The sequence below is a fragment of the Streptomyces sp. NPDC056987 genome (genome assembly GCF_042673865.1).
Lineage (GTDB): Bacteria > Actinomycetota > Actinomycetes > Streptomycetales > Streptomycetaceae > Streptomyces.
In genome coordinates, this window is record NZ_JBHURV010000009.1 from 168656 (window position 1) to 191747 (window position 23092).

Here is a 23092-nt window from a genome sequence, read left to right on the forward strand (position 1 = left end):
ATGCCCCGCGTACGCGCGCGGCCCGAAGCGTTTAATCGAAACATGATCAGGAGGCAATCCGTGAGCGCGACCGCGGACCACGCGGAGGAGCGGACCAACCTTGCCGTAAGGCTTGGGTTCGAGCCCGGACAGGTGGTCCAGGAGATCGGCTACGACGACGACGTCGACCAGGATCTCCGCGAGTCCATCGAGGCCATCACCGGCCAGGACCTTGTCGACGAGGACTACGACGACGTGGCCGACGCCGTCGTCCTGTGGTTCCGGGACGAGGATGGCGACCTTACGGACGCGCTGGTGGACGCCATCGGTCTGATCGAGGACGGCGGAGTGATCTGGCTGCTGACGCCGAAGACCGGCCGTGACGGCTACGTCGAACCGAGCGACGTCAACGAGGCGGCCCAGACCGCGGGCCTGTCCCAGACCAAGAGCATCAACGCGGGCAAGGACTGGACCGGCAGCCGGCTTGTCACGCCCAAGGCGGCCAAGAGCAAGCGCTGACGAGCCGGCGCTCGTCACCCCTGGCGCCGCCCGGGCGCGTACGCGGCCCTCGGAGGAGCCGCCCGCCCCGGCGGAGCAGCGTGGAAGGCCCCCCGCCGATCTCGTCGGCGGGGGGCCCTTGCGTAGGCTCGGGGGCACACAGGCGCGTGATCCTGACGCCGCCCCTGGCGTCAGGACCGATCCGCCGAGCCCTTCGAAAGGACGTGCATCCATGGCGATCGAGGTCGGCACCCCTGCCCCGGACTTCGAGCTGAAGGACAACCACGGGCGGACCGTGCGGCTGTCCGACTACCGCAAGGCCGACGCGGCCGGCGGCGCCAAGAACGTGGTGCTGCTCTTCTACCCCTTCGCCTTCACCGGCGTGTGCACGGGCGAGCTCTGCGCCCTGCGCGACGAGCTGCCCTCGTTCGTCAACGACGACACCCAGCTGCTCGCCGTCTCCAACGACTCCGCCCACACCCTGCGCGTCTTCGCCGAGCAGGAGGGCCTGGAGTACCCGCTGCTGTCGGACTTCTGGCCGCACGGCGAGGTCTCGCGCGCCTACGGCGTCTTCGACGAGGAGAAGGGGTGCGCCGTACGCGGCACCTTCATCATCGACAAGGAGGGCGTCGTGCGCTGGACCGTCGTCAACGCGCTGCCCGACGCCCGGGACCTCGGCGAGTACGTCAAGGCGCTCGCGTCGCTCTGACGCGACATCCGATACCGGCCGTCGAAATCGCACGATGGCCGGGAACCGGTCACTAGGATCCAGTCGTTGATCGGATGCCAACGCTTCAAACATAGGGAGGACTCGTGGGAGTCAGCCTCAGCAAGGGCGGAAACGTCTCGCTGACCAAGGCCGCGCCCAACCTGACCGCGGTCACCGTGGGTCTGGGCTGGGACGCACGTTCCACCACCGGAGCCGACTTCGACCTCGACGCCAGCGCCCTGCTGACGAACGCCGAGGGCAAGGTCGCCGTCGACGGCAACTTCATCTTCTTCAACAACCTGAAGAGCCCCGACGGCTCCGTCGAGCACACCGGGGACAACCTCACCGGCGAGGGCGAGGGCGACGACGAGGCGATCAAGGTCAATCTGGCCACGGTCCCCGCCGACGTCGAGAAGATCGTCTTCCCTGTCTCGATCTACGAGGCGGAGAGCCGCCAGCAGTCCTTCGGCCAGGTGCGCAACGCGTTCATCCGCGTGGTCAACCAGGCCGACAACAACGAGCTGGCGCGGTACGACCTGAGCGAGGACGCCTCGACGGAGACCGCGATGGTCTTCGGCGAGCTGTACCGCAACGGCGCGGAGTGGAAGTTCCGCGCCATCGGCCAGGGGTACGCCTCGGGTCTGCGCGGCATCGCCCAGGACTTCGGCGTCAACGTCTGAGCCGTCCGCCGTTCACCAAGCCCCGCCTCCGGCGCCGCACATTTCTGTGCGGCGCCGGACGCGTCCCGGGTTCGTACCGGTCCCGCGGAGTAGGTGCGCGAGCAGGGGCGGGAACGGCATGATCTCGGTACGGGTACGAATCGCATGTATCGGGAACGGAGCGGGCAGGACGTCAGGCGCGTCCCGCCTGTCAGCACGGCACGCACACCACCTCGGGGAGGACTCACCATCATGGGCGTCACACTCGCCAAGGGAGGCAATGTCTCCCTCTCCAAAGCCGCACCCAACCTCACCCAGGTGTTGGTCGGGCTCGGCTGGGACGCACGTTCCACCACCGGAGCCGACTTCGACCTCGACGCCAGCGCGCTGCTCTGCCAGTCAGGACGGGTGCTCGGCGACGAGTTCTTCATCTTCTACAACAACCTGACGAGCCCCGAAGGCTCCGTCCAGCACACCGGCGACAACCTGACGGGTGAGGGCGAGGGCGACGACGAATCGCTGATCGTCGACCTCTCCCAGGTCCCGGCCCATTGCGACAAGATCGTTTTCCCGGTCTCGATCCATGACGCCGACAACCGGGGCCAGACCTTCGGCCAGGTCGCCAATGCCTTCATCCGGGTCGTCAACCAGGCCGACGGCCAGGAACTCGCCCGCTACGACCTCAGCGAGGACGCCTCCACGGAGACCGCGATGATCTTCGGCGAGCTGTACCGCTATGGCGGTGAGTGGAAGTTCCGTGCAGTTGGTCAGGGGTACGCGTCGGGCCTCAGGGGCATCGCCCTAGACTTTGGGGTCAACGTTTCGTAAAGCAGTACGCTGCGCGGGGGAAAACCCGTTAATCACCAGATGGGGTAGGCAGTGATCCTGAAAACCTTCGGCTGGTCGTTCGCCATCACGGCGATCGGCCTGGCCTTCGCGGCCTGGCAGTGGGGGTGGGAGGCGTTCGGGATCGTACTGATCCTCTCCATCCTTGAGATCTCGCTCTCCTTCGACAACGCGGTCGTCAACGCCGGGATCCTGAAGAAGATGAATGCCTTCTGGCAGAAGATCTTCCTCACCATCGGCATCCTCATCGCCGTGTTCGGTATGCGACTGGTCTTCCCCGTCGTCATCGTCGCCATCAGTGCCAAGGTCGGGCCGATCGAGGCCGTCCAGCTGGCGATGGACAACCCGGGCCGTTACGAGGACCTGGTCACCGACGCCCACCCGGCGATCGCCGCCTTCGGTGGCATGTTCCTGCTGATGATCTTCCTGGACTTCATCTTCGAGGACCGGGACATCAAGTGGCTCGGCTGGCTGGAGCGCCCGCTGGCCAAGCTCGGCAAGGTCGACATGCTGTCGGTCTGCGTCGCGCTGATCGTCCTGCTGGTCGCGGCGATGACCTTCGCGACCAACGCGCACACCAGCACCGGGTACGCGGACAAGTCGGCCACCGTACTGCTGGCGGGGATCGCCGGTCTGATCACGTACCTCGTCGTGGGCGGTCTCTCGGGCTACTTCGAGGACAAGCTCGAAGAGGAGGAGGAGCGCGAGCAGGAAGAGGAGGAGAAGGCCAAGGCCGAGGGCAAGCAGATCTCCGCGGTCGGCCTGGCCGGCAAGGCGGCGTTCTTCCTCTTCCTCTACCTGGAGGTCCTGGACGCGTCCTTCTCCTTCGACGGCGTGATCGGTGCCTTCGCCATCACGAACCACATCTTCTGGATGGCGCTGGGTCTCGGCATCGGCGCGATGTACGTCCGCTCGCTGACGGTGTACCTGGTCCGCCAGGGAACGCTGGACGACTATGTCTACCTGGAGCACGGCGCACACTATGCGATCGGTGCGCTGGCCGCGATCCTGCTCATCACCATCGAGCACTCCATCAACGAGATCGTCACGGGTCTGGTCGGCGTGATTCTCATCGCCGCCTCCTTCTGGTCCTCCGTGCGCCGTAACAAGGCGCTGGAAGCGGAAGGCGGCGACAAGGACCCCGACGGGGACAAGACGGCGCTCCAGGTCTGAGCGCATGCTCCGGTGAGCCCTCTCGTGAGCCGGTGCTCAGGGGTGTGACACGGAGCGGATCCAGGGAACCCTGTGAACGGGGCGGCCAGAAGGCGGGAGCCTACCGGCCGCCCCGTTGTTCCGTGCCGATATGACCATTCGTTGGCAAGCAGACGACGAGCAGATGACAGGAGTGGGGTGGGGGCATGGCCTTCTGGGACAACCTGTGGCAAGGGCAAAGGGCATCGCAATTCGATTCGGGCAGCGCGTCCAACTCCATCGAACTGACCAAGCGGCGCCCGACGATCTCGCTCTCCAAGCAGGGCGCGGCGACCGGGAACCTCCGGGTCAACCTCTCCTGGCAGATGCGCACCTCCGACATCGGAGGGCGCTCACGCCAGAGCGGCAAGATCCTGGGCAACCCGCTCAAGCTCTTCAAGCCCGAGGTCGTCCAGGCCCACACGCAGGGCGTGGTCAACGTCGACCTGGACCTGGGCTGCATGTACGAGCTGAAGGACGGCAGCAAAGGCGTCGTACAGCCCCTCGGCAACTTCCTCGGGGACCTGAACGACCCGCCGTACGTGAAGCTCAGCGGCGACGACCGGTTCGGCGCGGGCTCGGGGGAGACCGTGTACGTCAACCTCGACAACCGCGACGAGATCAAGCGCCTGCTGTTCTTCGTCTACATCTACGACCAGACGCCCGCGTTCAACCGCACGCACGCGCATGTGACGCTTTACCCGAGCAACGGCCCGCGGATCGAGATCGACCTCGACGACGACGAGCCGCAGGCGAGGTCCTGCGCGGTGTTCTCGCTGCAGAACGTCAAGGGCGACCTGGTCGTCCGCCGCGAGGTGAAGTACGTGTACGGCTTCCAGGCCGAGCTGGACCGGCTGTACGGCTGGGGCCTCCAGTGGGGCCGCGGCTACAAGGCGAAGACCTGAGAGCCGGCCTTGAGGGGTCGCAACGGCCGGTGCGGCCCCGTACGCCGGGGCGCACCACCGGCGCGCGGGCTACTGGCGGGCGAACTGCGGGCCCATCGGGGGCAGCCGGAAGTGCGGATCCGGGGCGGGCGCCGCGGCGGGGGCCGGCTGCGGATAGCCGTACGCGGGCTGGGGCCCCGCCGCCGCGACGGGCTGCGGATAGCCGTACGGCGGCTGCGCCGTGGGCAGGGCGGGCTGCGGGTAGCCGTACCCGGGAGGCCCCGCCGGGGGCGGCGGGAGCTGGGCCGCGGGCTGCGTGACCGCGGTGTCGCCCACCGGACGGCCCTCGGGGTGGTACGTGGCGTCCGGACCGCCGTGGAACACCGTGGCGTCGTCGTCGGGGGCGGCCGCGCCCTCCTCGGGGCCGTCCGCCCCGGCGGCCTCCTCCGTGTCGTCGACCGAGATGCCGAACGCGGTGGCGAGCCCGATCAGCCCGGTCGGATACCCCTGCCCCACGGCGCGGAACTTCCAGCCGTCCCCGCGCCGGTACAGCTCGCCGCAGATGATCGCGGTCTCCTCGCCGGTCTCCGGCTGCACGGCGAAGACGGCCAGCGGCTCCCCGTCGGCCGCGCCCGCGTCGTACAGCATGATCCGCAGATCGCTCACGTGCCGGAAGCTCGCGCCGTCCGAGGAGGCGGAGAGCATGACCTGCTCGACCGAAGGGTCGAGCGCGGCGAGATCCGCCTCGACGGAGTCGGTCAGCCACTCACCGACCTGCTTCTTGGGCAGCCGGCGCACCACCCCGGACGGATGCCTCGGCTGGTTGTAGAAGACGAAGTCCTCGTCGGACCTGACCCGGCCGCCGGTGCCCAGCAGCAGCGCCGAGGCGTCCACATCAGGGACCCCGGCGCCGGGCGACCAGCGCAGCACGGCTCGTACGGCCATGGCGTCGAGGGGGACGTTCGAGCCCTTGAGCATCGCGTGCGTCATACCGGCCATCCTGCCTTCCCAGCGCCCGCCGGGACAACGTGGAGGCCGCTCCTCCACGGTCCGCGCCGCCGGCCGTACGGCCGGTACGCCGGTGGAACCACCGAGAAGCAGACGAGTTACCAGGATTTCATGCGCCCGGGGAACTCTTGACACCCGGCCATACGTACTATTACCGGCCATCAGGCCAACAGGCCAAAGCGGCAGTACGGGGGATTCACATGCGTCATTTCGGGCATATCCCGCCCGCTGCCCGGCAGGGCCTGTTCCACCGGGAACCATGCGAGTTCACCGACGGATCCCCCGCCGGGCTGCTCTCCGTCGCCCTCGGGGCCACCCTCTACAGCCCCGCGACCCGGCCCCGGCTCGCCGACGACGTACTGAAGCAGGTCGGACGCGGCGTCGTCTCGATGGTGCTCTGCCTGGAGGATTCCATCCACGACGCCGAGGTCGAGGGCGCCGAGGCCAACCTGGTACGCCAGTTCGCCGACCTCGCCGCGCGGGGCGCCGAGACACCGCTGCTCTTCATCCGCGTCCGCGAACCGGACCAGATCCCCGACCTCGTCCGGCGCATGGGCGCCTCCGTCCGCCTGCTGTCCGGATTCGTACTCCCCAAGTTCACCGAGGAACGCGGCACCCCCTTCCTGGAGGCCCTCGCCGAGGCGGAGGCCGCCTGCGGACGCACCCTGTACGCGATGCCCGTCCTCGAATCGCCCGAGCTCCTCCACCTGGAGACCAGGACCGAGACGCTCACCGGCATCGCCAACGCCGTCGACAAGTACCGCGAACGGGTGCTCGCGCTGCGCCTCGGCGTCACCGACTTCTGCTCGGCGTACGGGCTGCGCCGCTCGCCCGACATGACGGCGTACGACGTACGGATCGTCGCCGGGATCATCGCGGACGTCGTCAACGTCCTGGGCCGCGCCGACGGCACGGGCTTCACGATCACGGGCCCCGTCTGGGAGTACTTCCGGCTCCAGGAGCGCATGTTCAAGCCGCAGCTCCGCCGCAGCCCCTTCCTCGAAGGGCGCGCCGAGGAACTGCGTACGGCCCTGATCGAGCACGACCTCGACGGCTTGCTGCGCGAGATCGAACTCGACCGCGCCAACGGGCTCCTGGGCAAGACCTGCATCCACCCGTCGCATGTGCCGCCCGTGCACGCGCTGTCGGTCGTCAGCCACGAGGAGTTCAGCGACGCCCAGGACATCCTGCGCCCCGAGCGCGGCGGCGGCGGGGTGCTGCGGTCCGCGTACACGAACAAGATGAACGAGGTGAAGCCGCACCGCGCCTGGGCCGAGCGCACGCTCCGGCGGGCCGAGGTCTTCGGCGTCGCCCGTGAGGAGGTCGGCTTCGTGGAGCTGCTGACGGCCGGACTCGCGGAATGAGCGGCCGGGGACGGAACGCCACGAGGCCCGCTGACAGGGACACGGAGACGGTCACGGACACGGCGACGGTCACGGACGCGGACACGGACACGATCACCGACGCGGAGGAGAACACCGGCATGGTCTGGTCCGGCACATGGGTCGCCGAGCGGCTGGGCGTCGAGCTGACCGGCGACGACGGGCTGCGCGAACTGCTCGGCCTCGCCCTGCGCCGCAACCCCCGGCGCGCGCATCTCCTCGTCTCGAACGTGCTGGGCAAGCATGTGCCGCAGAGCCCGGCCGTCGTCCACGGCACGGGCGTCCGGCTCGGCGAGCGCGTACGGGAGCTGCTGGGCGCGGAGGCCGGACGGACCGTGGTGCTCGGTTACGCGGAGACCGCGACCGGCCTCGGCCACGCGGTCGCCGACGGGGTGCGGGACGCGACGTATCTGCACTCCACGCGCCGGGCGGTCGCGGGCGTGGCGACCGCGGGCGGCTTCGAGGAGTCGCACTCGCACGCCACCTCCCACCTGCTGCTGCCGGAGGACCCCGGGCTGCTGGCCTCGGAAGGACCGCTGGTCCTCGTCGACGACGAGTTCTCCACCGGCAACACCGTCCTGAACACGATCCGGGCCCTGCACGACCGCTACCCCCGGCGGTGGTACGTGATCGTCGCCCTGGTCGACATGCGGTCGGCGGCCGACCAGGGGCGGCTCGCCGAGTTCGCCGCCGAGATCGGGGCGCGCGTCGACCTGGTGACCCTGGCCTCCGGTACGGTCCGGCTCCCGGACGGCGTGCTGGAGAAGGGGCAGGCGCTGGTGGCCCGGCATGAGGCGCCGGAGCCGGTCTCCGCCCCGCTGCCGGCGCCGGTCCCGGTCCCCGTCCCGGGGCAGCGCCCGGCGGCGGACGCCCCGGAGCGCGCCTCCCGGACGTCCCGGGTCGCCCTGGAATGGCCGGCCGGGGTCCCGGACGGCGGCCGGCACGGCTTCACCCCGGCCCACCGGGCCGGCCTGGAGGCGGCGCTGCCCGCGATGGCGCGCACTGTCGCCGCCGAACTGGGCGACGTCCGGCGCGTACTCGTCCTCGGCTTCGAGGAGCTGATGTACGCGCCGCTCCGGCTGGCCGGGGAGCTGGAGCGTACGTACGAGACCGAGAGCGAGAGCGGGGCCGCGGCCCCGGAGGTGCGCTACTCGACCACGACGCGCTCGCCCGTGCTGGCCGTGGACGACCCCGGTTACGCGATACGCAGCCGCCTCGTCTTCCCCGCCCACGACACCGTCACGGCGGAGGACGGCGGCGACCGGTACGCGTACAACGTCGCGGGCGGCGGTTTCGACGCCGTCGTCGCGGTGGTCGACTCCGTCGCCGACACCGCCGCGCTGCACGCCCCCGGCGGCCTCCTCGCCCGCCTCGCCGAGCACACGCCCCGCGTGATCCTCGCCGTGATCCCCTCGTACACCCCCACCGCCCTCCTCTCCGCCCCTTCGTACGGCCCAGAACGGCAGGAACCCGCCATGCTCCCCGACCCCCTCCGGGGCCCCGCCTTCTCCTCCTACGCCCCGCAGGACGTCGGCTGGCTCCTCCGGGACCTCTCGGACGTCGAGCTGGAGGCCCCGACGGAGGAGCGTGAGGAGGCCATCCAGAGCGGTGGCGCGCACTACGCGGAGTCCCTGCCCGTCGAGTACCAGCCGAGCGAGCGGTACCAGAAGCTGTTCGCCGCCGCCCTGGAGACCTCGGCGGCCCGGGTCGCCCGAGCCGTCGGCACGGTCACCGAGACGGTGCTCGCCGAGCGCTCACCCCGCCCCGTGCTGGTCTCGCTGGCCCGCGCCGGTACGCCCGTCGGTGTGCTGATGCGCCGCTGGGCCCAGCACCGCCACGGCCTGGACCTGCCGCACTACGCCGTCTCCATCGTGCGCGGCCGGGGCATCGACGCCAACGCCCTGCGCTGGCTCGCCGCCCACCACGACCCGGCCGACGTGGTCTTCGTCGACGGCTGGACCGGCAAGGGCGCCATCACCCGCGAACTGGCCGAGGCGCTGGCCGGGTTCGACGGCTTCGACCCGGAGATCGCGGTCCTCGCCGACCCGGGCGGCTGTGTACGGACGTACGGCACCCGCGAGGACTTCCTCATCCCCTCCGCCTGCCTCAACTCCACGGTCTCCGGGCTGATCTCCCGTACGGTCCTCCGCGCCGACCTGGTCGGCCCGGACGACTTCCACGGCGCGAAGCACTACCGGGAGCTGGCCGGGGCCGACGTCTCGCAGCACTTCCTCGACACCGTCGCGGCCCGCTTCGACGAGGTCGCCGACGCGGTGTCCAAGGAGGTCGGGGAACTCCTCGCGGCCGACCGCGCCCCCACCTGGGAAGGGTGGGCGGCCGTCGAGCGGATCAGCGAGGAGTACGGCATCCATGACGTGAACCTCGTCAAGCCGGGCGTCGGCGAGACCACCCGCGTCCTGCTGCGCCGCGTCCCCTGGAAGATCCTCGCCCAACGCGGCGCGGGGGCCGATCTCGACCATGTGCGGCTGCTGGCCGAGCAGCGCGGGGTGCCCGTGGAGGAGGTCGACGGCCTGCCGTACACCTGCGTCGGGCTGATCCACCCCCGGTACACCCGGGGCGCGACCGGCGCCGACGGCAAGGCGGTGGCCACCGCGTGAGCACGGACCCCACCGCGTCCCCGGCGGCTTCCCCGACCGCGCCGCCGACTCTGGTCGCGAGCGACCTGGACCGCACCCTCATCTACTCCGCCGCCGCCCTCCAGCTGCCGATGCCGGACGCCGAGGCGCCCCGGCTGCTCTGCGTCGAGGTGTACGAGAGCCGGCCGCTGTCCTATCTGACGGAGACGGCGGCGGCGCTCCTCGACCGGCTCGCCCGCACGACCGTCTTCGTACCGACGACGACCCGCACCCGCGAGCAGTACGGCCGGATCCGTCTGCCGGGCCCCGCACCGCAGTTCGCGATCTGCGCCAACGGCGGCCACCTGCTGGTCGACGGCGTGTCGGACCCCGGCTGGCAGGCCCGGGTGGCCGCGCGGCTGGCCGCCGAGTGCGCGCCGCTCGCCGAGGTCCGCGCGCATCTGAGCGCGACCGCCGATCCGGCGTGGCTCCTCAAGGAGCGGGTCGCCGAGGACCTGTTCGCCTATCTGGTGGTCGACCGCGCGCTGCTGCCCGACGGCTGGGTCAAGGAACTGGCCGGCTGGGCGGGGGAGCGCGGCTGGACCGTCTCGCTCCAGGGACGCAAGATCTACGCCGTACCGCGGCCGCTCACCAAGAGCGCGGCCATGCGGGAGGTGGCCCGCAGGACCGGCGCCGCACTCACCCTGGCCGCCGGTGACTCGCTGCTCGACGCGGACCTGCTGCTCGCCGCCGACCGGGCGTTCCGGCCCGGCCACGGCGAACTGGCCGACGAGGGGTGGCGCGCCCCGCACGTCGACGTACTCCCGCACACGGGTGTCGCGGCGGGCGAGGAGATCCTGCGCCGCCTGCTGGACGCCGCTACGGGCCGCTAGGGCCTGTCGTTTGGATCAGGCTGGGCTCGCGTGCCCTGGCACCGCGCCTCGCCGCGTTGTCGTCGGTCGGCGACGCTCCGCGTCGCCTCCCTCCTCCGCCTTGCGATCCACGGCACCAGACCCCGCTCCCTGATCCAGCCTGATCCAAACGACAGGCCCTAGCCGCAGCAGCCGCCTCCACAGCAGCCGCCGCCCCCGCCACCCCCGGCGGCGGGGGCCGGGGCGCCGCCCTTGGCGCCGGAGCCGACCGCGACGGTGGAGAGCAGCTTCACCGTGTCGTCGTGCCCCTCGGGGCAGGACGCCGGGGCGCCGGACTCCGCCATCGGGCGGCTGAGTTCGAAGGTGTCACCACAGGAGCGGCAGCGGTACTCGTAGCGAGGCATACGCCTCAGATTATCCGACGCCCTCCTGCCCCTGGGCGCTCTCGCTCCCGGGGCCGGCCTCGGCCCTCCGGCGCAGCTCACGCTCCGCCTCCTCGGGGTGGCGGGCCCGCCAGTACGGGTTGTCGTGCGGCAGATGGCTGCTGACCCTGCCGTACATCCCGAAGAACATCAGCAGCAGCCCGACGACGAAGCTGAAGAGCACGTTCTGGATGTGGAAGGCGAGGAAGTTGTAACTGGTGTTGAGCAGCGCCAGATTGACGAAACCGCTGAGGAGGAAGAGGACCCCGAGGACCATGTTGATGGTCGACGCGGTGTTTTTGCCGATCACCATCCCGACCAGCAGGAGCACCCCGACGCAGATGGAGAGCACGCTCAGCGTGCCGTTGGCGTTGAGCCCCGCGACCTGCTGGCCGCCCGTGTCGAAGAAGCCGATCCGGTCCATCAGGCCGAGGATCCCGAAGGCGATGAGGGCCAGGCCCATCAGCCCGGCGCCGACGCGGTAGACCTGGTTGAGCCGGTGGTCCAGGGGGAGGTGTTCGTCGAGCCTGACGTGCCGGAGGGCGGGGCCGCGGCCCCGCCGGTCGGCTCCCCCGCGCCCCTTCCACAGGCCGGGGCCGGGCGCCGGCCGGGAGCCGGGGGAGCGGCGGATCGCTGGGCTGGCCATGGGCGGCCTCCTTCTGACGGTGGCCTGCACTACGGGTGCGTACACCTACGTACGGGCACGCACCCGTACGTACCCGTACGCATCCCCAGGATCCGCCCACCGGGACGGGCCGACAACTCGACCGGCCCCCGTCCTGATGAGATGCCCTACTGCCCGGCGCCGCGCTCCTCGCGGATCTCCGCGACCACCTGGGCCACCCGCCGCCGTACCGCCTCGGTCTCGGTCAGGAAGTGCCAGTAGTCGGGGTGGCGGCCCTCCAGCGAGGACACCGCCCGGTCCAGCCGCGCCACCGAGTCGTCCAGCGGGCGGGCGTGCCGGGGCTCGGGGGTGGTCCGGCCGGACATGGCCAGGCGCTGCGCGTCCCGTATCGCGAACCGCGTGCGGTCGATCTCCTGCTGCGGGTCCTTCGCCACCGCGTTGAGCCGCTGGAGGCGGTCACCGGCGGCGGACACCGCCTCGTCCGTGCCGTTGAGCAGCGCCCGCGCCGTGCTCAGCAGTGAGGTCGCGTCCGGCCATCGCTGCTCCTCGCGGGCCTTCGCCGCCTCCGCGAGCTTCTCCTCCGCCTGCCGTACGCTGCTCGCCGCATGGTCGGGGACCTGCTGGAGGTCCTGCCAGCACGCCGCCGTGAAGCGTCTGCGCAACTCGCTGAGCACGGGCTCCACCGTCCCGGCGCGGGTGGTGAGGGCCTGCGCGCGGGTACGCAGCGAGACCAGCCGCCGGTCGATCTCCCGGGCCCGCTCGGGCAGTCGCTCGGCCTCCGCCCGTACGGACTCGGCGTCCCGCTTGACGCGGTCCGCGCGCTGGAGGGTCTCCGCGACGCCGTGCCGGCCCGCGCCCTGGTTGAGCTTGGTGAGCTCGGGGGCGAGCGCGGCGAGGCGGGCCGCCAGGTCGTCGGCGCGCAGCCCGGCGGCGCGTACCGCGTCGAGCGCGTCGCTCGCGGCCAGCAGCGCCTGCCGGGCCCGCTCCACGGCGGGCGCCAGCCGTGCGAGCTGCGTCTCGGCCTTGTCGAGCAGCGGCCCGAGCCCCTGCTCGAACCGGTCGAGATCACCCTTGACCCGGTCCAGCTCCTGCTTGGCCTTGGCGAGGTCGGCGCGCGCCTTCGAGGCGGCCGATGGCTCCAGATCGTCCTTGTCCAGGTCGTGGGCGTCCACGGCGCTGATGTAGCCGTGGCTCACCTCGTCGATCCGCTGCCCCAGCGCGGCGAAGTCCGCGACGGCTTTGCGGGCGCCCGGCGAGCTGTCCACCGCCGTGATCGTCTCTATGGAGATCCGCAGGTCGCGCTGGGCCGTGTCCAGCTCGTAGAAGGAGGCCGCGGCGGCGTCCTTGGCGGCCTGCGCGTCCGCCCGCAGGCTCTCGCCGCGCCCGCCGAACCAGCGCCGCGTCCCCCCGCCCGCGAAGGCGCCGGGCACGGCGGCCACCAGCAACGGCACCGGCAGCAGGACCAGCGCCAGCGCGTCCCTGAGGCCCGCGAGCCCGCGGCCCGCACCCGCCGGGGCACCACCGACGGCACGTGCGCCGGCTCCTGCGTACGGCCGCGCGTGTGTCGCCGTCACATCACTCTCCCGTGCCGAGTTCGCCCTGCCCTGGTTCATTCTCCCACCAGGTAATGACGAACACGGGGGCCGGTTAGTTCGCGCTTCGTACCGTGATCTTCCCGTTGTCGGTACGCGCCTTCACCACATGGGCGCTGTTCTCGCTGGTCGGCACGGACACGTCGATCTTTCCGTTGTCGCTCTTCGCCGTCACCGCGTACGGCGCCGACGCGGCGGGCAGGTCGATCTGGATCTTCCCGTTGTCGGTGACGGCCTCCACCGTGCCGGGCGCCGTGCGGAGCGCGAGCCGGATGGCACCGTTGCTGGTCCGCGCGGCCACGGACGGGCCGGAGGTGTTCTGCGAGGTGATCTTCCCGTTGTCGGTCCTCAGGTCGAGCGGCCCGGAGGAGTCCCGTACGGAGATCGCGCCGTTGTCGCTGGTGAGCTTGAGCGCGGTGTCGAACCCGGCGGCGGTCACCTTCCCGTTGTCCGCGTCCACCGTCACGGCCACCCCACGCGGCACCGTCACCCGGTGCCGGGCCTCGCAGTCGCTCACGAGCGCCCGGCACTTCACCTGGAGGGTCAGCGTGTCGCCCGACATCTTCCAGACGGGGCGGGGCCCGCTCCCCAGGAACGCCCAGCCGTCGACCTGCCGTGTCACCTCGACATCCCGTACCTCACCGGTGGTCAGCTCGACCGAGGCGTTCCCCGCGTCGATCTTCAGCGTCTTCCCGCTGAACGGGAACGCCTTCTTCTCAGCGGGCGCCCCCGACGCGTCCGTGCCGCACCCGGCGACCGTGAGGGCGAGCAGCGCGGCCCCGCCCGCGGCGATGAGCGTACGGGTGTGGTTACGGCGTACGGCCACGATGATCGTCCCCCAGAGAGTCCTGCCGCCGGCCGGCTGCCCGGGTCCCCGATGCCCGGCCCGCTCCGGCGGCCCGAAGTGGTGTGCCTCCACGGTACGAACGATCCTCCACCCGTCCGATCCGGCCGCCCACCGTCCCGGGGTGGGGTTACCCCCCGTACCCGCCCCGGACGAGAGCCGCGTGTCCCGGCGCCATGACCCGGGTTTGCGGCCGGGCCCCGTGTGCCATGTACGCTGTTGCCTCATCCACGGGTGCGTAGCTCAGGGGTAGAGCGCTGCTCTTACAAAGCAGATGTCGGCGGTTCGAAACCGTCCGCGCCCACAGGCGTAACCAGTAGGTGGGAGGGCCCCCGAACGAGACCGGTCGGGGGCCCTCCCACCGAGGCGGCGAAAACCCTGTCGGACTTGTCGGACCCCGCCTCTACGATGGGCCGATGACGTCGATCAAGCAGGTCCAGATCACCTTCGACTGCGCGGAACCCGAGCGCGTCGCCCGTTTCTGGTGCGAGGTGCTGGGGTACGTCGTACCGCCGCCGCCGGAGGGGTTTGCCACCTGGGACGACTACGACCGGACGCTGCCGCCCGAGCGCCGGGGCGCGTCGTTCGCCTGCGGTGATCCCTCAGGTGTGGGCCCGCGGCTGTACTTCCAGCGCGTTCCCGAAGGGAAGGTCGTCAAGAACCGGGTCCATCTCGACGTGCGGGTCGGCACCGGGCTGGTGGGTGAGGAGCGCGTGGCCGTGCTGGAGGCCGAATGCGCGCGGCTGGTCGCGCTCGGCGCGGTGCGGGTGCGGCTGCTGCTCGCGGATGACGAGAACGAGTCGTGCCTCTGGATGGAGGACATCGAGGGCAACGAGTTCTGTCTCGACTGACTCGGATGAGCGTCCGCGGGGGAGTTGTCAGACCCCGCTGCCACACTGCCGGTCATGAGTGACGGATTCGCGTGGTTGCACGATGAGCTTCATGACCCGGGTTTCATTCTGCAGATGGTCAGAGGCGTCGGTGTGGGGGAGCTGGCCGAGATGCTGGGAGCCGACCCCGGCATCGATGTCATGGAGCCGGAGGCGTTCAACAGGACGCTCCGGCAGTCCGGTTACAGCGTGCCGGACTGGGCCCGGCTGGGAGTGCACGGTGGGTGGGCGTTCGCTTTTCACGGGGGTTCGGACGGGTTCCACACCCAGCGTCCCGACCATGTGAAGCACCTGTGGGAAGGCCGCACCTGTCTGGGCGTTCAGGACAACGGCGGGGACCCGCCGGTGGTCTGGGCCGTCGTGGACGGGACGTTGGACTGGCAGTACTTCTGGGGCGAGGTCCACGAGACGATCAGGGCGGACCACCCCCTGACGCGGCGCATGGTGGCGGAGATCGGGCTCGGCACGCTTGACCCGGACGAGGATCCCGAGGAGGAAGTCCTGTACATCCCGCCCATGGAGGACGTCTACCGGCTGGTGGGCGAGCACTACGGGGTGAGTCTGCCCCGGCGGCGGATCCTCGACGAGGGACTGGCCGGGGTGTTCACCTCGCCGCGTGTGTACGCGAGCGGGGAGCCGAACGGTAGGTACGGCAATCTTGTCTTCGATGACGGAGCCCAGGAGGGGCGTACGCCCGGTGGGTGAGGAGGGGCGGCCGAAGCGGCTTCCCCGACCGGCACCGACGTGGACGTCTCGGGCGGCTATCTCACCGGCTGACCGTGGTGGATGGAGAGTTCCGTACGCGTCAGCCGTTCGCCCGTGCCGCCCCAGCGCAGCGCGATGATCTCCGCCATGATCGCCACCGCCGTCTCCTCGGGCGTACGAGCGCCCAGGTCGAGCCCTATGGGGGAGGAGAGACGGGCCAGTTCGCCCTCGCTCAGACCGGCCTCGCGCAGCCGGGCGAGGCGGTCCTCGTGGGTGCGGCGGCTGCCCATGGCGCCGATGTAGCGGGCGGGGGTGCGCAGGGCGCGTTCCAGCAGGGGGACGTCGAACTTCGGGTCGTGCGTCAGTACGCAGATCACCGTGGACGCGTCCACCGGATGCTCCTCCAGGAAGCGGTGAGGCCACTGGACGACCAGTTCGTCCGCGTCGGGGAAGCGCCGCCGGGTGGCGAAGACCGGGCGGGCGTCGCAGACCGTGACGTGGTAGCCGAGGAACTTCCCCATCCGCGCGACCGCGCCCGCGAAGTCGATCGCGCCGAACACCAGCATCCGGGGCGGCGGCGCGAAGGACTGGACGAAGACCGTCAGGTCGTCCATGCGCTGCTCGCCGTGGCGCCCGATGCGGACGACGCCGGTGTGGCCCTGCGCGAGCATGCCGCGCGCCTGCTCGGTGACCGCCGCGTCCAGCCGGGCGCCGCCGAGGGTGCCCTGTAGCGGGGAGGGACAGGGATCCGGGGCGGTCTCCGCGAAGTCCTCCGTGGAGGCCTCCGCCGGGCGCACGAGCAGGTTCCCGCCCGGCACGGTGTCCTCACGCGTCCCGTTCCCCTCGTACGCGCCCGGATCGGCGGAGAGCACCGACGCCACCGCCACCGGGAGTCCCGCCGCGATGCGCTCCAGGACCTCCGGCAGCCCGGGGAAGTGCGTCGCGTCGGCCGGCCTGACCAGGATGTCCACGATCCCGCCGCAGGTCAGCCCCGCCTCCAGCGCGTCGCCGTCGCTGATCCCGTACGTCTTGAGCTGGGCCTCGCCGGTGGCCAGCACCTCCCGCGCGACCTCGTACACCGCGCCCTCGACACAGCCGCCCGAGACGCTGCCGACCACCTCGCCGTCCTCCGCGACGGCCATCGACGCGCCGGGCCCGCGCGGCGCCGACTTCCAGGTCTCTACGACGGTGGCCAGGGCGAAGCGCACCCCTGCGGCCTGCCACGCTGCGATGGATCCGGCGATGTCCCGCACCTGTGCTCCCTCCGAGCTTTCCGGCGCAGCCTGGGTCCCGGGGCCGGCGCTGTCAAAGGGGACTTCAGCGTTCGCTTAAGCCGTGCACGGCGCGCTCGCGCTTGTTCCGGAGGCCCTTCCGAAGACCTTCCAAGGACCTTCCCGGGACCTAAGCGACACCTTAATTCGCTGTTGACTTTCCGCACCTCGTGCAGCCAAATGACGGCGTCGACGGGGGCCGGCAAGCGGAGCTGTGGCGAGGGCGCCACAAGAGAGGGATCGCTGATGCAGGTTCCCGCCCCTTTCGAGTACGAACGCGCCACCAGCGTCGATCACGCCATCGGGCTCCTCGACCGGCTGGGTGACACGGCCCGGCTGGTGGCCGGCGGTCACAGTCTGCTCCCGATGATGAAGCTGCGGCTGGCCAACTTCGAGTACCTGATCGACATCAACGATCTCTACGACGAGTTGGGCTACATCCGGGTCGAGCCGGACCGCATACGCATCGGCGCCATGACCCGCCACCGCGAGCTGCTGGAGTCCGCCGCGCTCGCCGGGACCTTTCCGATCTTCGCCGACGCGGAGCGGGTGATCGCCGACCCCGTGGTCCGCAACCGCGGCACGCTCGGCGGGTCGCTCTGCCAGGCCGACCCCTCCGAGGACCTCTCCGCCGTGTGCACGACGCTCGGCGCGAGCTGTGTGATCCAGGGCAGCGGAGGCCGGCGCACCGTGAGCATGGAGGAGTTCCACCGCGGTCCTTACGAGACGGCGGTGGGCGACGCCGAGATGCTGATCGAGGTGATCCTCCCGCTCCGGCCCCACGGCGCGAGCGCGTACGAGAAGGTCGAGCGGCGCGCGGGCGACTGGGCGGTGGTCTCGGCGGGCGCGGCCGTCTGGCTGGACGCGGAGCACGGTGTCATCGAGGACGCGCGGGTGGGTCTCGCCGCGGTCGGGCCGAACACGACCGGGCTGCCGGAGATCTCCCGGGAACTGCGCGGCAGGGAGCCCTCGGAGGCGCTGTACGCGCGGGCGGGGGAGATCGCCGCGGCTTCCTGCGACCCGGTCACGGACCGGCGCGGCAGCGCCGAGTACAAGCGCCACCTCGCCAAGGAGCTGACCGTACGCACACTGCGCCGCTCGGTGGCGCGCATCGCGGACGCGCGGGCGGGTGCGGGGAGTTCCACCGCCCCTGCCCCCGGCCCGAACTACCCCCAGGGAGGCTGACCATGCAGGTCACCATGACCGTCAACGGTGACGAGGTCACCCGTGAGATCGAGGGCCGGCTGCTGCTCGTCCACTTCCTCCGCGACCACCTCGCGCTCACCGGCACCCACTGGGGCTGCGACACGAGCAACTGCGGTACGTGCGTGGTGTGGATGGACGGCGAGCCCGTCAAGTCCTGTACGGTGCTGGCCGCGATGGCCGGCGGCCACGACATCCGGACCGTCGAGGACCTGGAGCAGGGCGGCCGGCTCGACCCCGTCCAGCAGGGGTTCATGGAGTGCCACGGCCTCCAGTGCGGCTTCTGCACCCCCGGCATGCTGATGACCGCGCGGGCGCTGCTCGACCGTAACAAGAACCCCTCCGAGCACGAGATACGGGAAGCCGTCTCGGGCCAGATCTGCCGCTGCACCGGCTACTCCTCCATCGTCCGCTCCGTCCAGTGGGCCGCCGCCGAAGAGGCCGGGACCCGCAGCGCCGTCACCGCCGGGGAGGAGTCATGAGCACCGTCGCCGACCACTCGGCCGCCCCGGCGCCCGCGCCCGTCACCGAGTTCACCGACAACGACCGCAAGCCCTGCGGCCACGGCCGGATGCTCCGCAAGGAGGACCCGCGCTTCATCCGGGGCCGGGGCCGTTACGTGGACGACGTCCAGCTCCCCGGGATGCTCCATCTCGCCGTGCTGCGCTCGCCGATGGCCCACGCCCGGATCGTCTCCGTCGACACGACACTGGCCGAGGCGCACCCCAAGGTGAAGCTCGTCGTCACCGGCGCGATGCTCGCGGAGAAGGGCCTCGCGTGGATGCCCACGCTCTCCAACGACGTCCAGGCTGTGCTCGCCACCGACAAGGTGCGGTTCCAGGGCCAGGAGGTCGCCTTCGTCGTCGCCGAGGACCGCTACGCGGCGCGCGACGCACTGGAGTTGATCGACGTCGAGTACGACCAGCTCGACCCGGTGGTCGATGTGCGCCGGGCGCTGGAGGTCGGCGCGCCCGTCATCCGGGACGACATCGAGGGCAAGACCGACAACCACTGCTTCGACTGGGAGACCGGCGACGAGGCGGCGACCGCCGCCGTCTTCGACCGCGCCGATGTCGTCGTCAGCCAGGACATCGTCTACCCGCGCGTCCACCCGGCGCCGATGGAGACCTGCGGCGCGGTCGCCGACTACGACGCGATCGACGGCAGGCTCACCCTCTGGTCCACCACCCAGGCCCCGCACGCCCACCGCACGCTGTACGCGATCGTCGCCGGGCTGCCCGAGCACAAGATCCGGGTGATCGCGCCCGACATCGGCGGCGGCTTCGGCAACAAGGTCCCGATCTACCCGGGTTACGTCTGCGCGATCGTCGGCTCGCTGCTCACCGGGAAGCCGGTGAAGTGGATGGAGGACCGCTCCGAGAACCTCATCTCCACCGGTTTCGCCCGCGACTACATCATGCGCGGCGAGATCGCGGCGACCCGTGACGGGAAGATCCTCGCGATCCGCACCGACGTCCTCGCGGACCACGGCGCGTTCAACGGGGTGGCGGCGCCGGTGAAGTACCCGGCCGGGTTCTTCGGTGTGTTCACCGGCAGTTACGACATCGAGGCCGCGTACGCGAGGATGACCGCCGTCCACACCAACAAGGCGCCGGGCGGGGTGGCGTACGCCTGCTCGTTCCGGATCACCGAGGCGGTCTATCTGGTCGAGCGGATCGTGGACTGCCTCGCCTTCGAACTCGACATGGATCCGGTCGAGTTGAGGCGGCGCAACTTCATCAGGCCCGAGCAGTTCCCGTACACCACCAAGACGGGCTGGGTGTACGACTCCGGGAACTACGAGCCGACCATGCGGCTGGCGACGGAGCTGGCCGGCTACGACGAACTGCGGCGCGAGCAGGCGGAGAAGCGGGCCCGCGGCGAACTCATGGGCATCGGCGTCTCGTTCTTCACCGAGGCCGTCGGCGCCGGCCCGCGCAAGGACATGGACATCCTCGGCCTCGGCATGGCCGACGGCTGCGAGCTGCGGATCCACCCGACCGGCAAGGCGGTCGTACGGCTCTCGGTGCAGACCCAGGGCCAGGGCCACGAGACGACGTTCGCGCAGATCGTCGCCGAGGAGATCGGCATCCCGCCCGCCGACATCGACGTGGTGCACGGCGACACCGACCAGACGCCCTTCGGCCTGGGCACGTACGGCAGCCGCTCCACCCCGGTCTCGGGCGCGGCGGCGGCCCTGGTCGCCCGGAAGGTGCGGGACAAGGCGCGGATCATCGCCTCGGGGATGCTGGAGGTGTCGGTCGCCGATCTGGAGTGGGACAAGGGCTCGTTCACAGTCGTGGGCGACCCGTCGAAGTCCGTGACCATCCAGGACATCGCGATGGCGGCGCACGGCGCGGGCGATCTGCCGGAGGGGATCGAGGGCGGTCTGGAGGCGCAGATCTGCTACAACCCGGAGAACCTGACCTACCCGCACGGCGCGTACATCTGCGTCGTGGACATCGACCCCGGCACGGCGCAGGTCAAGGTCCGCCGCTTCATCGCGGTGGACGACTGCGGCACCCGGATCAACCCGATGATCATCGAGGGCCAGGTGCATGGCGGCCTCACCGACGGCGTCGGGATGGCGTTGATGGAGATGATCTCCTTCGACGAGGACGGCAACTGCCTCGGCGGCTCACTGATGGACTACCTGATCCCGACGGCGCTCGAAGTGCCGGACTGGGAAACGGGGTTCACGGTCACGCCCTCGCCCCACCACCCCATCGGCGCGAAGGGCGTCGGTGAGTCCGCGACGGTCGGCTCCCCGCCGGCCGTGGTGAACGCGGTGGTGGACGCGCTGCGGCCGTACGGCATCCGGCACGCGGACATGCCGCTGACGCCCTCCCGGGTGTGGGAGGCGATGCGGGGGCGGCCGATGCCGCCGATCTGAGGCGGATCGCGGTCGAAGTGAGGGTTACGAGGGTGGCGAACGTACGGATGACCATGACGACAGCGTCAGTGACTACGACGGCAGCGCCGGTGAACGCGACGGGGGCGCCGGTGACCACGACGGCAGCGCCGGCGACGGACCGGGCGGCCCGGACGGCGGCCAGAATGGCGGAACTCGCCGCCGGACGCGTGCCGTTCGTGCACGCGACGGTGGTACGGGCCCAGGTGCCCAGCTCCGCCCGCCCCGGCGACGAGGCGATCGTCACGGGCGACGGCACGATCGACGGCTTCGTCGGCGGGGTGTGCGCCGAGGGTTCCGTCCGTACGGCCGCACTCGGCGCCCTGAACGGCGGCGGCCCGCTGCTGCTGCGGGTCCTGCCCGAGGGCGAGGCGGACTTCCCCGAGTCGCCGGGGGCGCGGGTGGTCGTCAACCCCTGCCTGTCGGGCGGGGCGTTGGAGATCTTCCTGGAGCCGAGACTGCCTCCGCCGCTGGTCGAGATCGTCGGCGGGACCCCGGTCGCGGACGCCCTCGTCGCCCTCGCGGACGTGCTCGGTTACGCCACGGCTCGCTCCCTGCCGGACGGCGCGCCGGAGGCGTGCGCGGACGCGGTGGTCGTCGCGAGCCACGGCCGCGACGAGACGGCGTCCCTGCGCGCCGCGCTGGACGCGGGCATCGGCTACATCGCGCTGGTCGCGAGCCCCCGGCGGGGCCGGGCCCTGCTCGACGAACTGGGCCTGACCGACGCGGAGCGGGCCCGGATCTCCACCCCGGCGGGCCTGGACATCGGCGCGCGCACGGCACCGGAGGTCGCGCTGTCGATCCTGGCGGAGGTCATCACGGCGGTACGCGGGGGCGCCGGGGCCGCCGGGGCCGCCGAGGGCGGGGTCCTTCCGGGCGGAGCCGCCGGGCCCTCCGCCGCCGGGGACCCGCCCTCGCCTCCTTCCCCGTCCCCGCCGACCGTGACCGACCCCGTCTGCGGCATGACGGTCACGGTCATGCCCGACACCCCGCACCTCTCCGTCGACGGAACGGACGTCTGGTTCTGCGCCCCCGGGTGCCGCGACCGGTACGCGGCGGAAAAGGAGCGGCGGTAGCACGACATGAACGACACCGACACCGATCCCGACCCCATCCCCACGCCCATCCCCATCTTCACGGACGCCGACGACATACGGCGCCGCCTCGACGCGGTCGGCCACCTCGTCGACGACGGAACGGCGACCGCCCTCTACCTCGCCCTCGCGCTGGAGCGCCCGCTCCTCGTCGAGGGGGAGCCGGGCGTGGGCAAGACGGCGGCGGCGAAGGCCCTGGCCCAGGCGATGGGAACGCCACTGGTGCGATTGCAGTGTTACGAGGGCCTGACGGCCAACGAGGCGCTGTACGAGTGGAATTACCAGCGCCAGCTCCTCGCCGTACGGCTCGCGGAAGCACGCGACGAGCGGCTGGGCGACGCCGACCTCTTCACCGAGGAGTTCCTCCAGGACCGGCCGATCCTGCGGGCGATCCGGCACGAAGGCCCCGTACCGCCGGTGCTGTTGATCGACGAGATCGACCGCGCGGACGACGAGTTCGAGGCGCTGCTCTTCGAGTTCCTCGGCGAGGCGTCGCTCACCATCCCGGAGCTGGGCACGTTCACGGCCGCCCGCCGCCCGGTGGTGATCCTGACGTCCAACCGCAGCCGCGAGCTGCACGACGCGCTGCGCCGCCGCTGCCTCTACCACTGGATCGACTTCCCGGCGCCCGAGCGCGCCGCGGAGATCCTGCGCCGTACCGTACCCGCCGCGAACGAACCGCTGATCGCCTCGGCGGCAGAGTTCATCGGCCGGGTCAGAGGGCTCGACCTCGACAAGGCGCCGGGCATGGCGGAGACGATCGACTGGGTCTCGGCGCTGTCGGCGCTGCGGGCCTCGGAGCTGGTGCGCGCGGACATCGTCCGCACGCTCAGCACGATCGCCAAGAGCCCGGACGACCACACCACGATCACCGAAGCGCTGGACGGCCTGGGCTTTCCCGAGCCCGCCTCGGCGTAGCCAACGGAGGAAC

The 23092-nt window shown here is 71.2% G+C and carries 22 protein-coding genes and 1 tRNA gene; 17 read left to right on the top strand and 6 right to left on the bottom strand.

Annotated features, from left to right (window positions below; translation table 11 throughout):
- Positions 1 to 60 precede the first annotated feature (60 nt).
- The 6 genes from ACFTZC_RS13460 to ACFTZC_RS13485 all read left to right on the top strand — a co-directional run bounded on the left by ACFTZC_RS13460 (position 61) and on the right by ACFTZC_RS13485 (position 4787).
- Positions 61 to 498, top strand: a complete 438-nt coding sequence (locus ACFTZC_RS13460; protein ID WP_382889034.1) for a DUF3052 domain-containing protein — start codon at positions 61 to 63, stop codon at positions 496 to 498.
- 211 nt (positions 499 to 709) lie between these two features.
- Complete coding sequence (locus tag ACFTZC_RS13465; protein WP_382889036.1) at positions 710 to 1186, top strand: peroxiredoxin; 477 nt, start codon at positions 710 to 712, stop codon at positions 1184 to 1186.
- Between the two features lie 104 nt (positions 1187 to 1290).
- A complete protein-coding gene (locus ACFTZC_RS13470; protein WP_365812794.1) occupies positions 1291 to 1866 on the top strand; it encodes a TerD family protein in 576 nt (191 codons plus the stop codon).
- Between the two features lie 231 nt (positions 1867 to 2097).
- Complete coding sequence (locus tag ACFTZC_RS13475) at positions 2098 to 2673, top strand: TerD family protein (RefSeq protein WP_365812795.1); 576 nt, start codon at positions 2098 to 2100, stop codon at positions 2671 to 2673.
- 51 nt (positions 2674 to 2724) lie between these two features.
- Complete coding sequence (locus tag ACFTZC_RS13480) at positions 2725 to 3864, top strand: DUF475 domain-containing protein (protein ID WP_382889038.1); 1140 nt, start codon at positions 2725 to 2727, stop codon at positions 3862 to 3864.
- A 185-nt stretch (positions 3865 to 4049) separates the two neighbouring features.
- On the top strand, positions 4050 to 4787 hold the full coding sequence (locus ACFTZC_RS13485; protein WP_365812799.1) for a Tellurium resistance: 738 nt from the start codon (positions 4050 to 4052) through the stop codon (positions 4785 to 4787).
- A 69-nt stretch (positions 4788 to 4856) separates the two neighbouring features.
- On the opposite strand, the gene ACFTZC_RS13490 is transcribed toward ACFTZC_RS13485, so the two are convergent.
- The gene (locus tag ACFTZC_RS13490) at positions 4857 to 5756 is read right to left on the bottom strand and encodes a TerD family protein (RefSeq protein WP_382889041.1); all 900 of its coding nucleotides are present in this window, start codon (positions 5754 to 5756) and stop codon (positions 4857 to 4859) included.
- A 218-nt stretch (positions 5757 to 5974) separates the two neighbouring features.
- On the opposite strand from ACFTZC_RS13490, the gene ACFTZC_RS13495 reads away from it, so the two are divergent.
- From ACFTZC_RS13495 to ACFTZC_RS13505, 3 genes are all read left to right on the top strand, one after another.
- The gene (locus tag ACFTZC_RS13495; protein ID WP_382889042.1) at positions 5975 to 7138 is read left to right on the top strand and encodes an HpcH/HpaI aldolase/citrate lyase family protein; all 1164 of its coding nucleotides are present in this window, start codon (positions 5975 to 5977) and stop codon (positions 7136 to 7138) included.
- 119 nt (positions 7139 to 7257) lie between these two features.
- On the top strand, positions 7258 to 9774 hold the full coding sequence (locus ACFTZC_RS13500; protein ID WP_382889174.1) for a phosphoribosyltransferase: 2517 nt from the start codon (positions 7258 to 7260) through the stop codon (positions 9772 to 9774).
- On the top strand, positions 9771 to 10625 hold the full coding sequence (locus tag ACFTZC_RS13505; RefSeq protein ID WP_382889044.1) for an HAD family hydrolase: 855 nt from the start codon (positions 9771 to 9773) through the stop codon (positions 10623 to 10625). The genes ACFTZC_RS13500 and ACFTZC_RS13505 overlap by 4 nt, the downstream gene beginning before the upstream one ends.
- A gap of 158 nt (positions 10626 to 10783) precedes the next feature.
- Here the strand turns inward: ACFTZC_RS13505 and ACFTZC_RS13510 are convergent, their stop codons facing one another.
- From ACFTZC_RS13510 to ACFTZC_RS13525, 4 genes are all read right to left on the bottom strand, one after another.
- A complete protein-coding gene (locus ACFTZC_RS13510; RefSeq protein ID WP_382889046.1) occupies positions 10784 to 11008 on the bottom strand; it encodes a zinc ribbon domain-containing protein in 225 nt (74 codons plus the stop codon).
- 10 nt (positions 11009 to 11018) lie between these two features.
- Positions 11019 to 11672 (bottom strand): DUF4383 domain-containing protein, encoded by a 654-nt coding sequence (locus ACFTZC_RS13515; RefSeq protein WP_382889048.1) that lies wholly within the window; start codon positions 11670 to 11672, stop codon positions 11019 to 11021.
- A 146-nt stretch (positions 11673 to 11818) separates the two neighbouring features.
- On the bottom strand, positions 11819 to 13225 hold the full coding sequence (locus ACFTZC_RS13520; RefSeq protein ID WP_382889049.1) for a hypothetical protein: 1407 nt from the start codon (positions 13223 to 13225) through the stop codon (positions 11819 to 11821).
- 73 nt (positions 13226 to 13298) lie between these two features.
- The gene (locus ACFTZC_RS13525) at positions 13299 to 14069 is read right to left on the bottom strand and encodes a DUF4097 family beta strand repeat-containing protein (protein WP_382889176.1); all 771 of its coding nucleotides are present in this window, start codon (positions 14067 to 14069) and stop codon (positions 13299 to 13301) included.
- Positions 14070 to 14319: 250 nt separating this feature from the next.
- On the opposite strand from ACFTZC_RS13525, the gene ACFTZC_RS13530 reads away from it, so the two are divergent.
- The 3 genes from ACFTZC_RS13530 (at position 14320) to ACFTZC_RS13540 (ending at position 15682) form a co-directional block, all read left to right on the top strand.
- Positions 14320 to 14391: transfer RNA gene (locus ACFTZC_RS13530), tRNA-Val, on the top strand.
- Positions 14392 to 14503: 112 nt separating this feature from the next.
- Positions 14504 to 14938 (top strand): VOC family protein, encoded by a 435-nt coding sequence (locus tag ACFTZC_RS13535; RefSeq protein WP_382889051.1) that lies wholly within the window; start codon positions 14504 to 14506, stop codon positions 14936 to 14938.
- Positions 14939 to 14992: 54 nt separating this feature from the next.
- Complete coding sequence (locus ACFTZC_RS13540) at positions 14993 to 15682, top strand: hypothetical protein (protein WP_382889053.1); 690 nt, start codon at positions 14993 to 14995, stop codon at positions 15680 to 15682.
- Between the two features lie 56 nt (positions 15683 to 15738).
- On the opposite strand, the gene ACFTZC_RS13545 is transcribed toward ACFTZC_RS13540, so the two are convergent.
- The gene (locus tag ACFTZC_RS13545) at positions 15739 to 16935 is read right to left on the bottom strand and encodes an XdhC family protein (RefSeq protein ID WP_382889055.1); all 1197 of its coding nucleotides are present in this window, start codon (positions 16933 to 16935) and stop codon (positions 15739 to 15741) included.
- A 264-nt stretch (positions 16936 to 17199) separates the two neighbouring features.
- Here ACFTZC_RS13545 and ACFTZC_RS13550 point away from each other — a divergent pair, with 264 nt between their 5' ends.
- From ACFTZC_RS13550 to ACFTZC_RS13570, 5 genes are all read left to right on the top strand, one after another.
- Positions 17200 to 18138, top strand: a complete 939-nt coding sequence (locus ACFTZC_RS13550; RefSeq protein ID WP_382889057.1) for an FAD binding domain-containing protein — start codon at positions 17200 to 17202, stop codon at positions 18136 to 18138.
- A 2-nt stretch (positions 18139 to 18140) separates the two neighbouring features.
- Positions 18141 to 18638 carry a (2Fe-2S)-binding protein gene (locus tag ACFTZC_RS13555; protein ID WP_365812813.1) on the top strand — a complete coding sequence of 166 codons (498 nt, stop codon included), beginning with the start codon at positions 18141 to 18143 and terminating at the stop codon, positions 18636 to 18638.
- Entirely contained in the window at positions 18635 to 21049 is a 2415-nt protein-coding gene (locus tag ACFTZC_RS13560; RefSeq protein WP_382889059.1) for an aerobic carbon-monoxide dehydrogenase large subunit, read from the top strand. Before ACFTZC_RS13555 ends, ACFTZC_RS13560 begins: the two co-directional genes overlap by 4 nt.
- A gap of 164 nt (positions 21050 to 21213) precedes the next feature.
- Positions 21214 to 22143, top strand: a complete 930-nt coding sequence (locus ACFTZC_RS13565; protein WP_382889178.1) for an XdhC family protein — start codon at positions 21214 to 21216, stop codon at positions 22141 to 22143.
- A 6-nt stretch (positions 22144 to 22149) separates the two neighbouring features.
- Positions 22150 to 23079: an AAA family ATPase gene (locus tag ACFTZC_RS13570; RefSeq protein WP_382889061.1), complete on the top strand. Its 930-nt coding sequence runs from the start codon at positions 22150 to 22152 to the stop codon at positions 23077 to 23079.
- Positions 23080 to 23092 lie beyond the last annotated feature (13 nt).

What these genes read in the sequence shown, in the direction of transcription:
- ACFTZC_RS13500 (WP_382889174.1), top strand. Translation starts at nt 7,258, where the DNA reads ATGGTCTGGTCCGGCACATGGGTCGCCGAGCGGCTGGGCGTCGAGCTG.
- ACFTZC_RS13570 (WP_382889061.1), top strand. Translation starts at nt 22,150, where the DNA reads ATGAACGACACCGACACCGATCCCGACCCCATCCCCACGCCCATCCCC.
- ACFTZC_RS13510 (WP_382889046.1), bottom strand. Translation starts at nt 11,008, where the DNA reads ATGCCTCGCTACGAGTACCGCTGCCGCTCCTGTGGTGACACCTTCGAA.
- ACFTZC_RS13550 (WP_382889057.1), top strand. Translation starts at nt 17,200, where the DNA reads ATGCAGGTTCCCGCCCCTTTCGAGTACGAACGCGCCACCAGCGTCGAT.
- ACFTZC_RS13490 (WP_382889041.1), bottom strand. Translation starts at nt 5,756, where the DNA reads ATGACGCACGCGATGCTCAAGGGCTCGAACGTCCCCCTCGACGCCATG.
- ACFTZC_RS13560 (WP_382889059.1), top strand. Translation starts at nt 18,635, where the DNA reads ATGAGCACCGTCGCCGACCACTCGGCCGCCCCGGCGCCCGCGCCCGTC.
- ACFTZC_RS13540 (WP_382889053.1), top strand. Translation starts at nt 14,993, where the DNA reads ATGAGTGACGGATTCGCGTGGTTGCACGATGAGCTTCATGACCCGGGT.
- ACFTZC_RS13495 (WP_382889042.1), top strand. Translation starts at nt 5,975, where the DNA reads ATGCGTCATTTCGGGCATATCCCGCCCGCTGCCCGGCAGGGCCTGTTC.
- ACFTZC_RS13475 (WP_365812795.1), top strand. Translation starts at nt 2,098, where the DNA reads ATGGGCGTCACACTCGCCAAGGGAGGCAATGTCTCCCTCTCCAAAGCC.
- ACFTZC_RS13535 (WP_382889051.1), top strand. Translation starts at nt 14,504, where the DNA reads ATGACGTCGATCAAGCAGGTCCAGATCACCTTCGACTGCGCGGAACCC.
- ACFTZC_RS13465 (WP_382889036.1), top strand. Translation starts at nt 710, where the DNA reads ATGGCGATCGAGGTCGGCACCCCTGCCCCGGACTTCGAGCTGAAGGAC.
- ACFTZC_RS13485 (WP_365812799.1), top strand. Translation starts at nt 4,050, where the DNA reads ATGGCCTTCTGGGACAACCTGTGGCAAGGGCAAAGGGCATCGCAATTC.
- ACFTZC_RS13565 (WP_382889178.1), top strand. Translation starts at nt 21,214, where the DNA reads ATGGCGGAACTCGCCGCCGGACGCGTGCCGTTCGTGCACGCGACGGTG.
- ACFTZC_RS13555 (WP_365812813.1), top strand. Translation starts at nt 18,141, where the DNA reads ATGCAGGTCACCATGACCGTCAACGGTGACGAGGTCACCCGTGAGATC.
- ACFTZC_RS13515 (WP_382889048.1), bottom strand. Translation starts at nt 11,672, where the DNA reads ATGGCCAGCCCAGCGATCCGCCGCTCCCCCGGCTCCCGGCCGGCGCCC.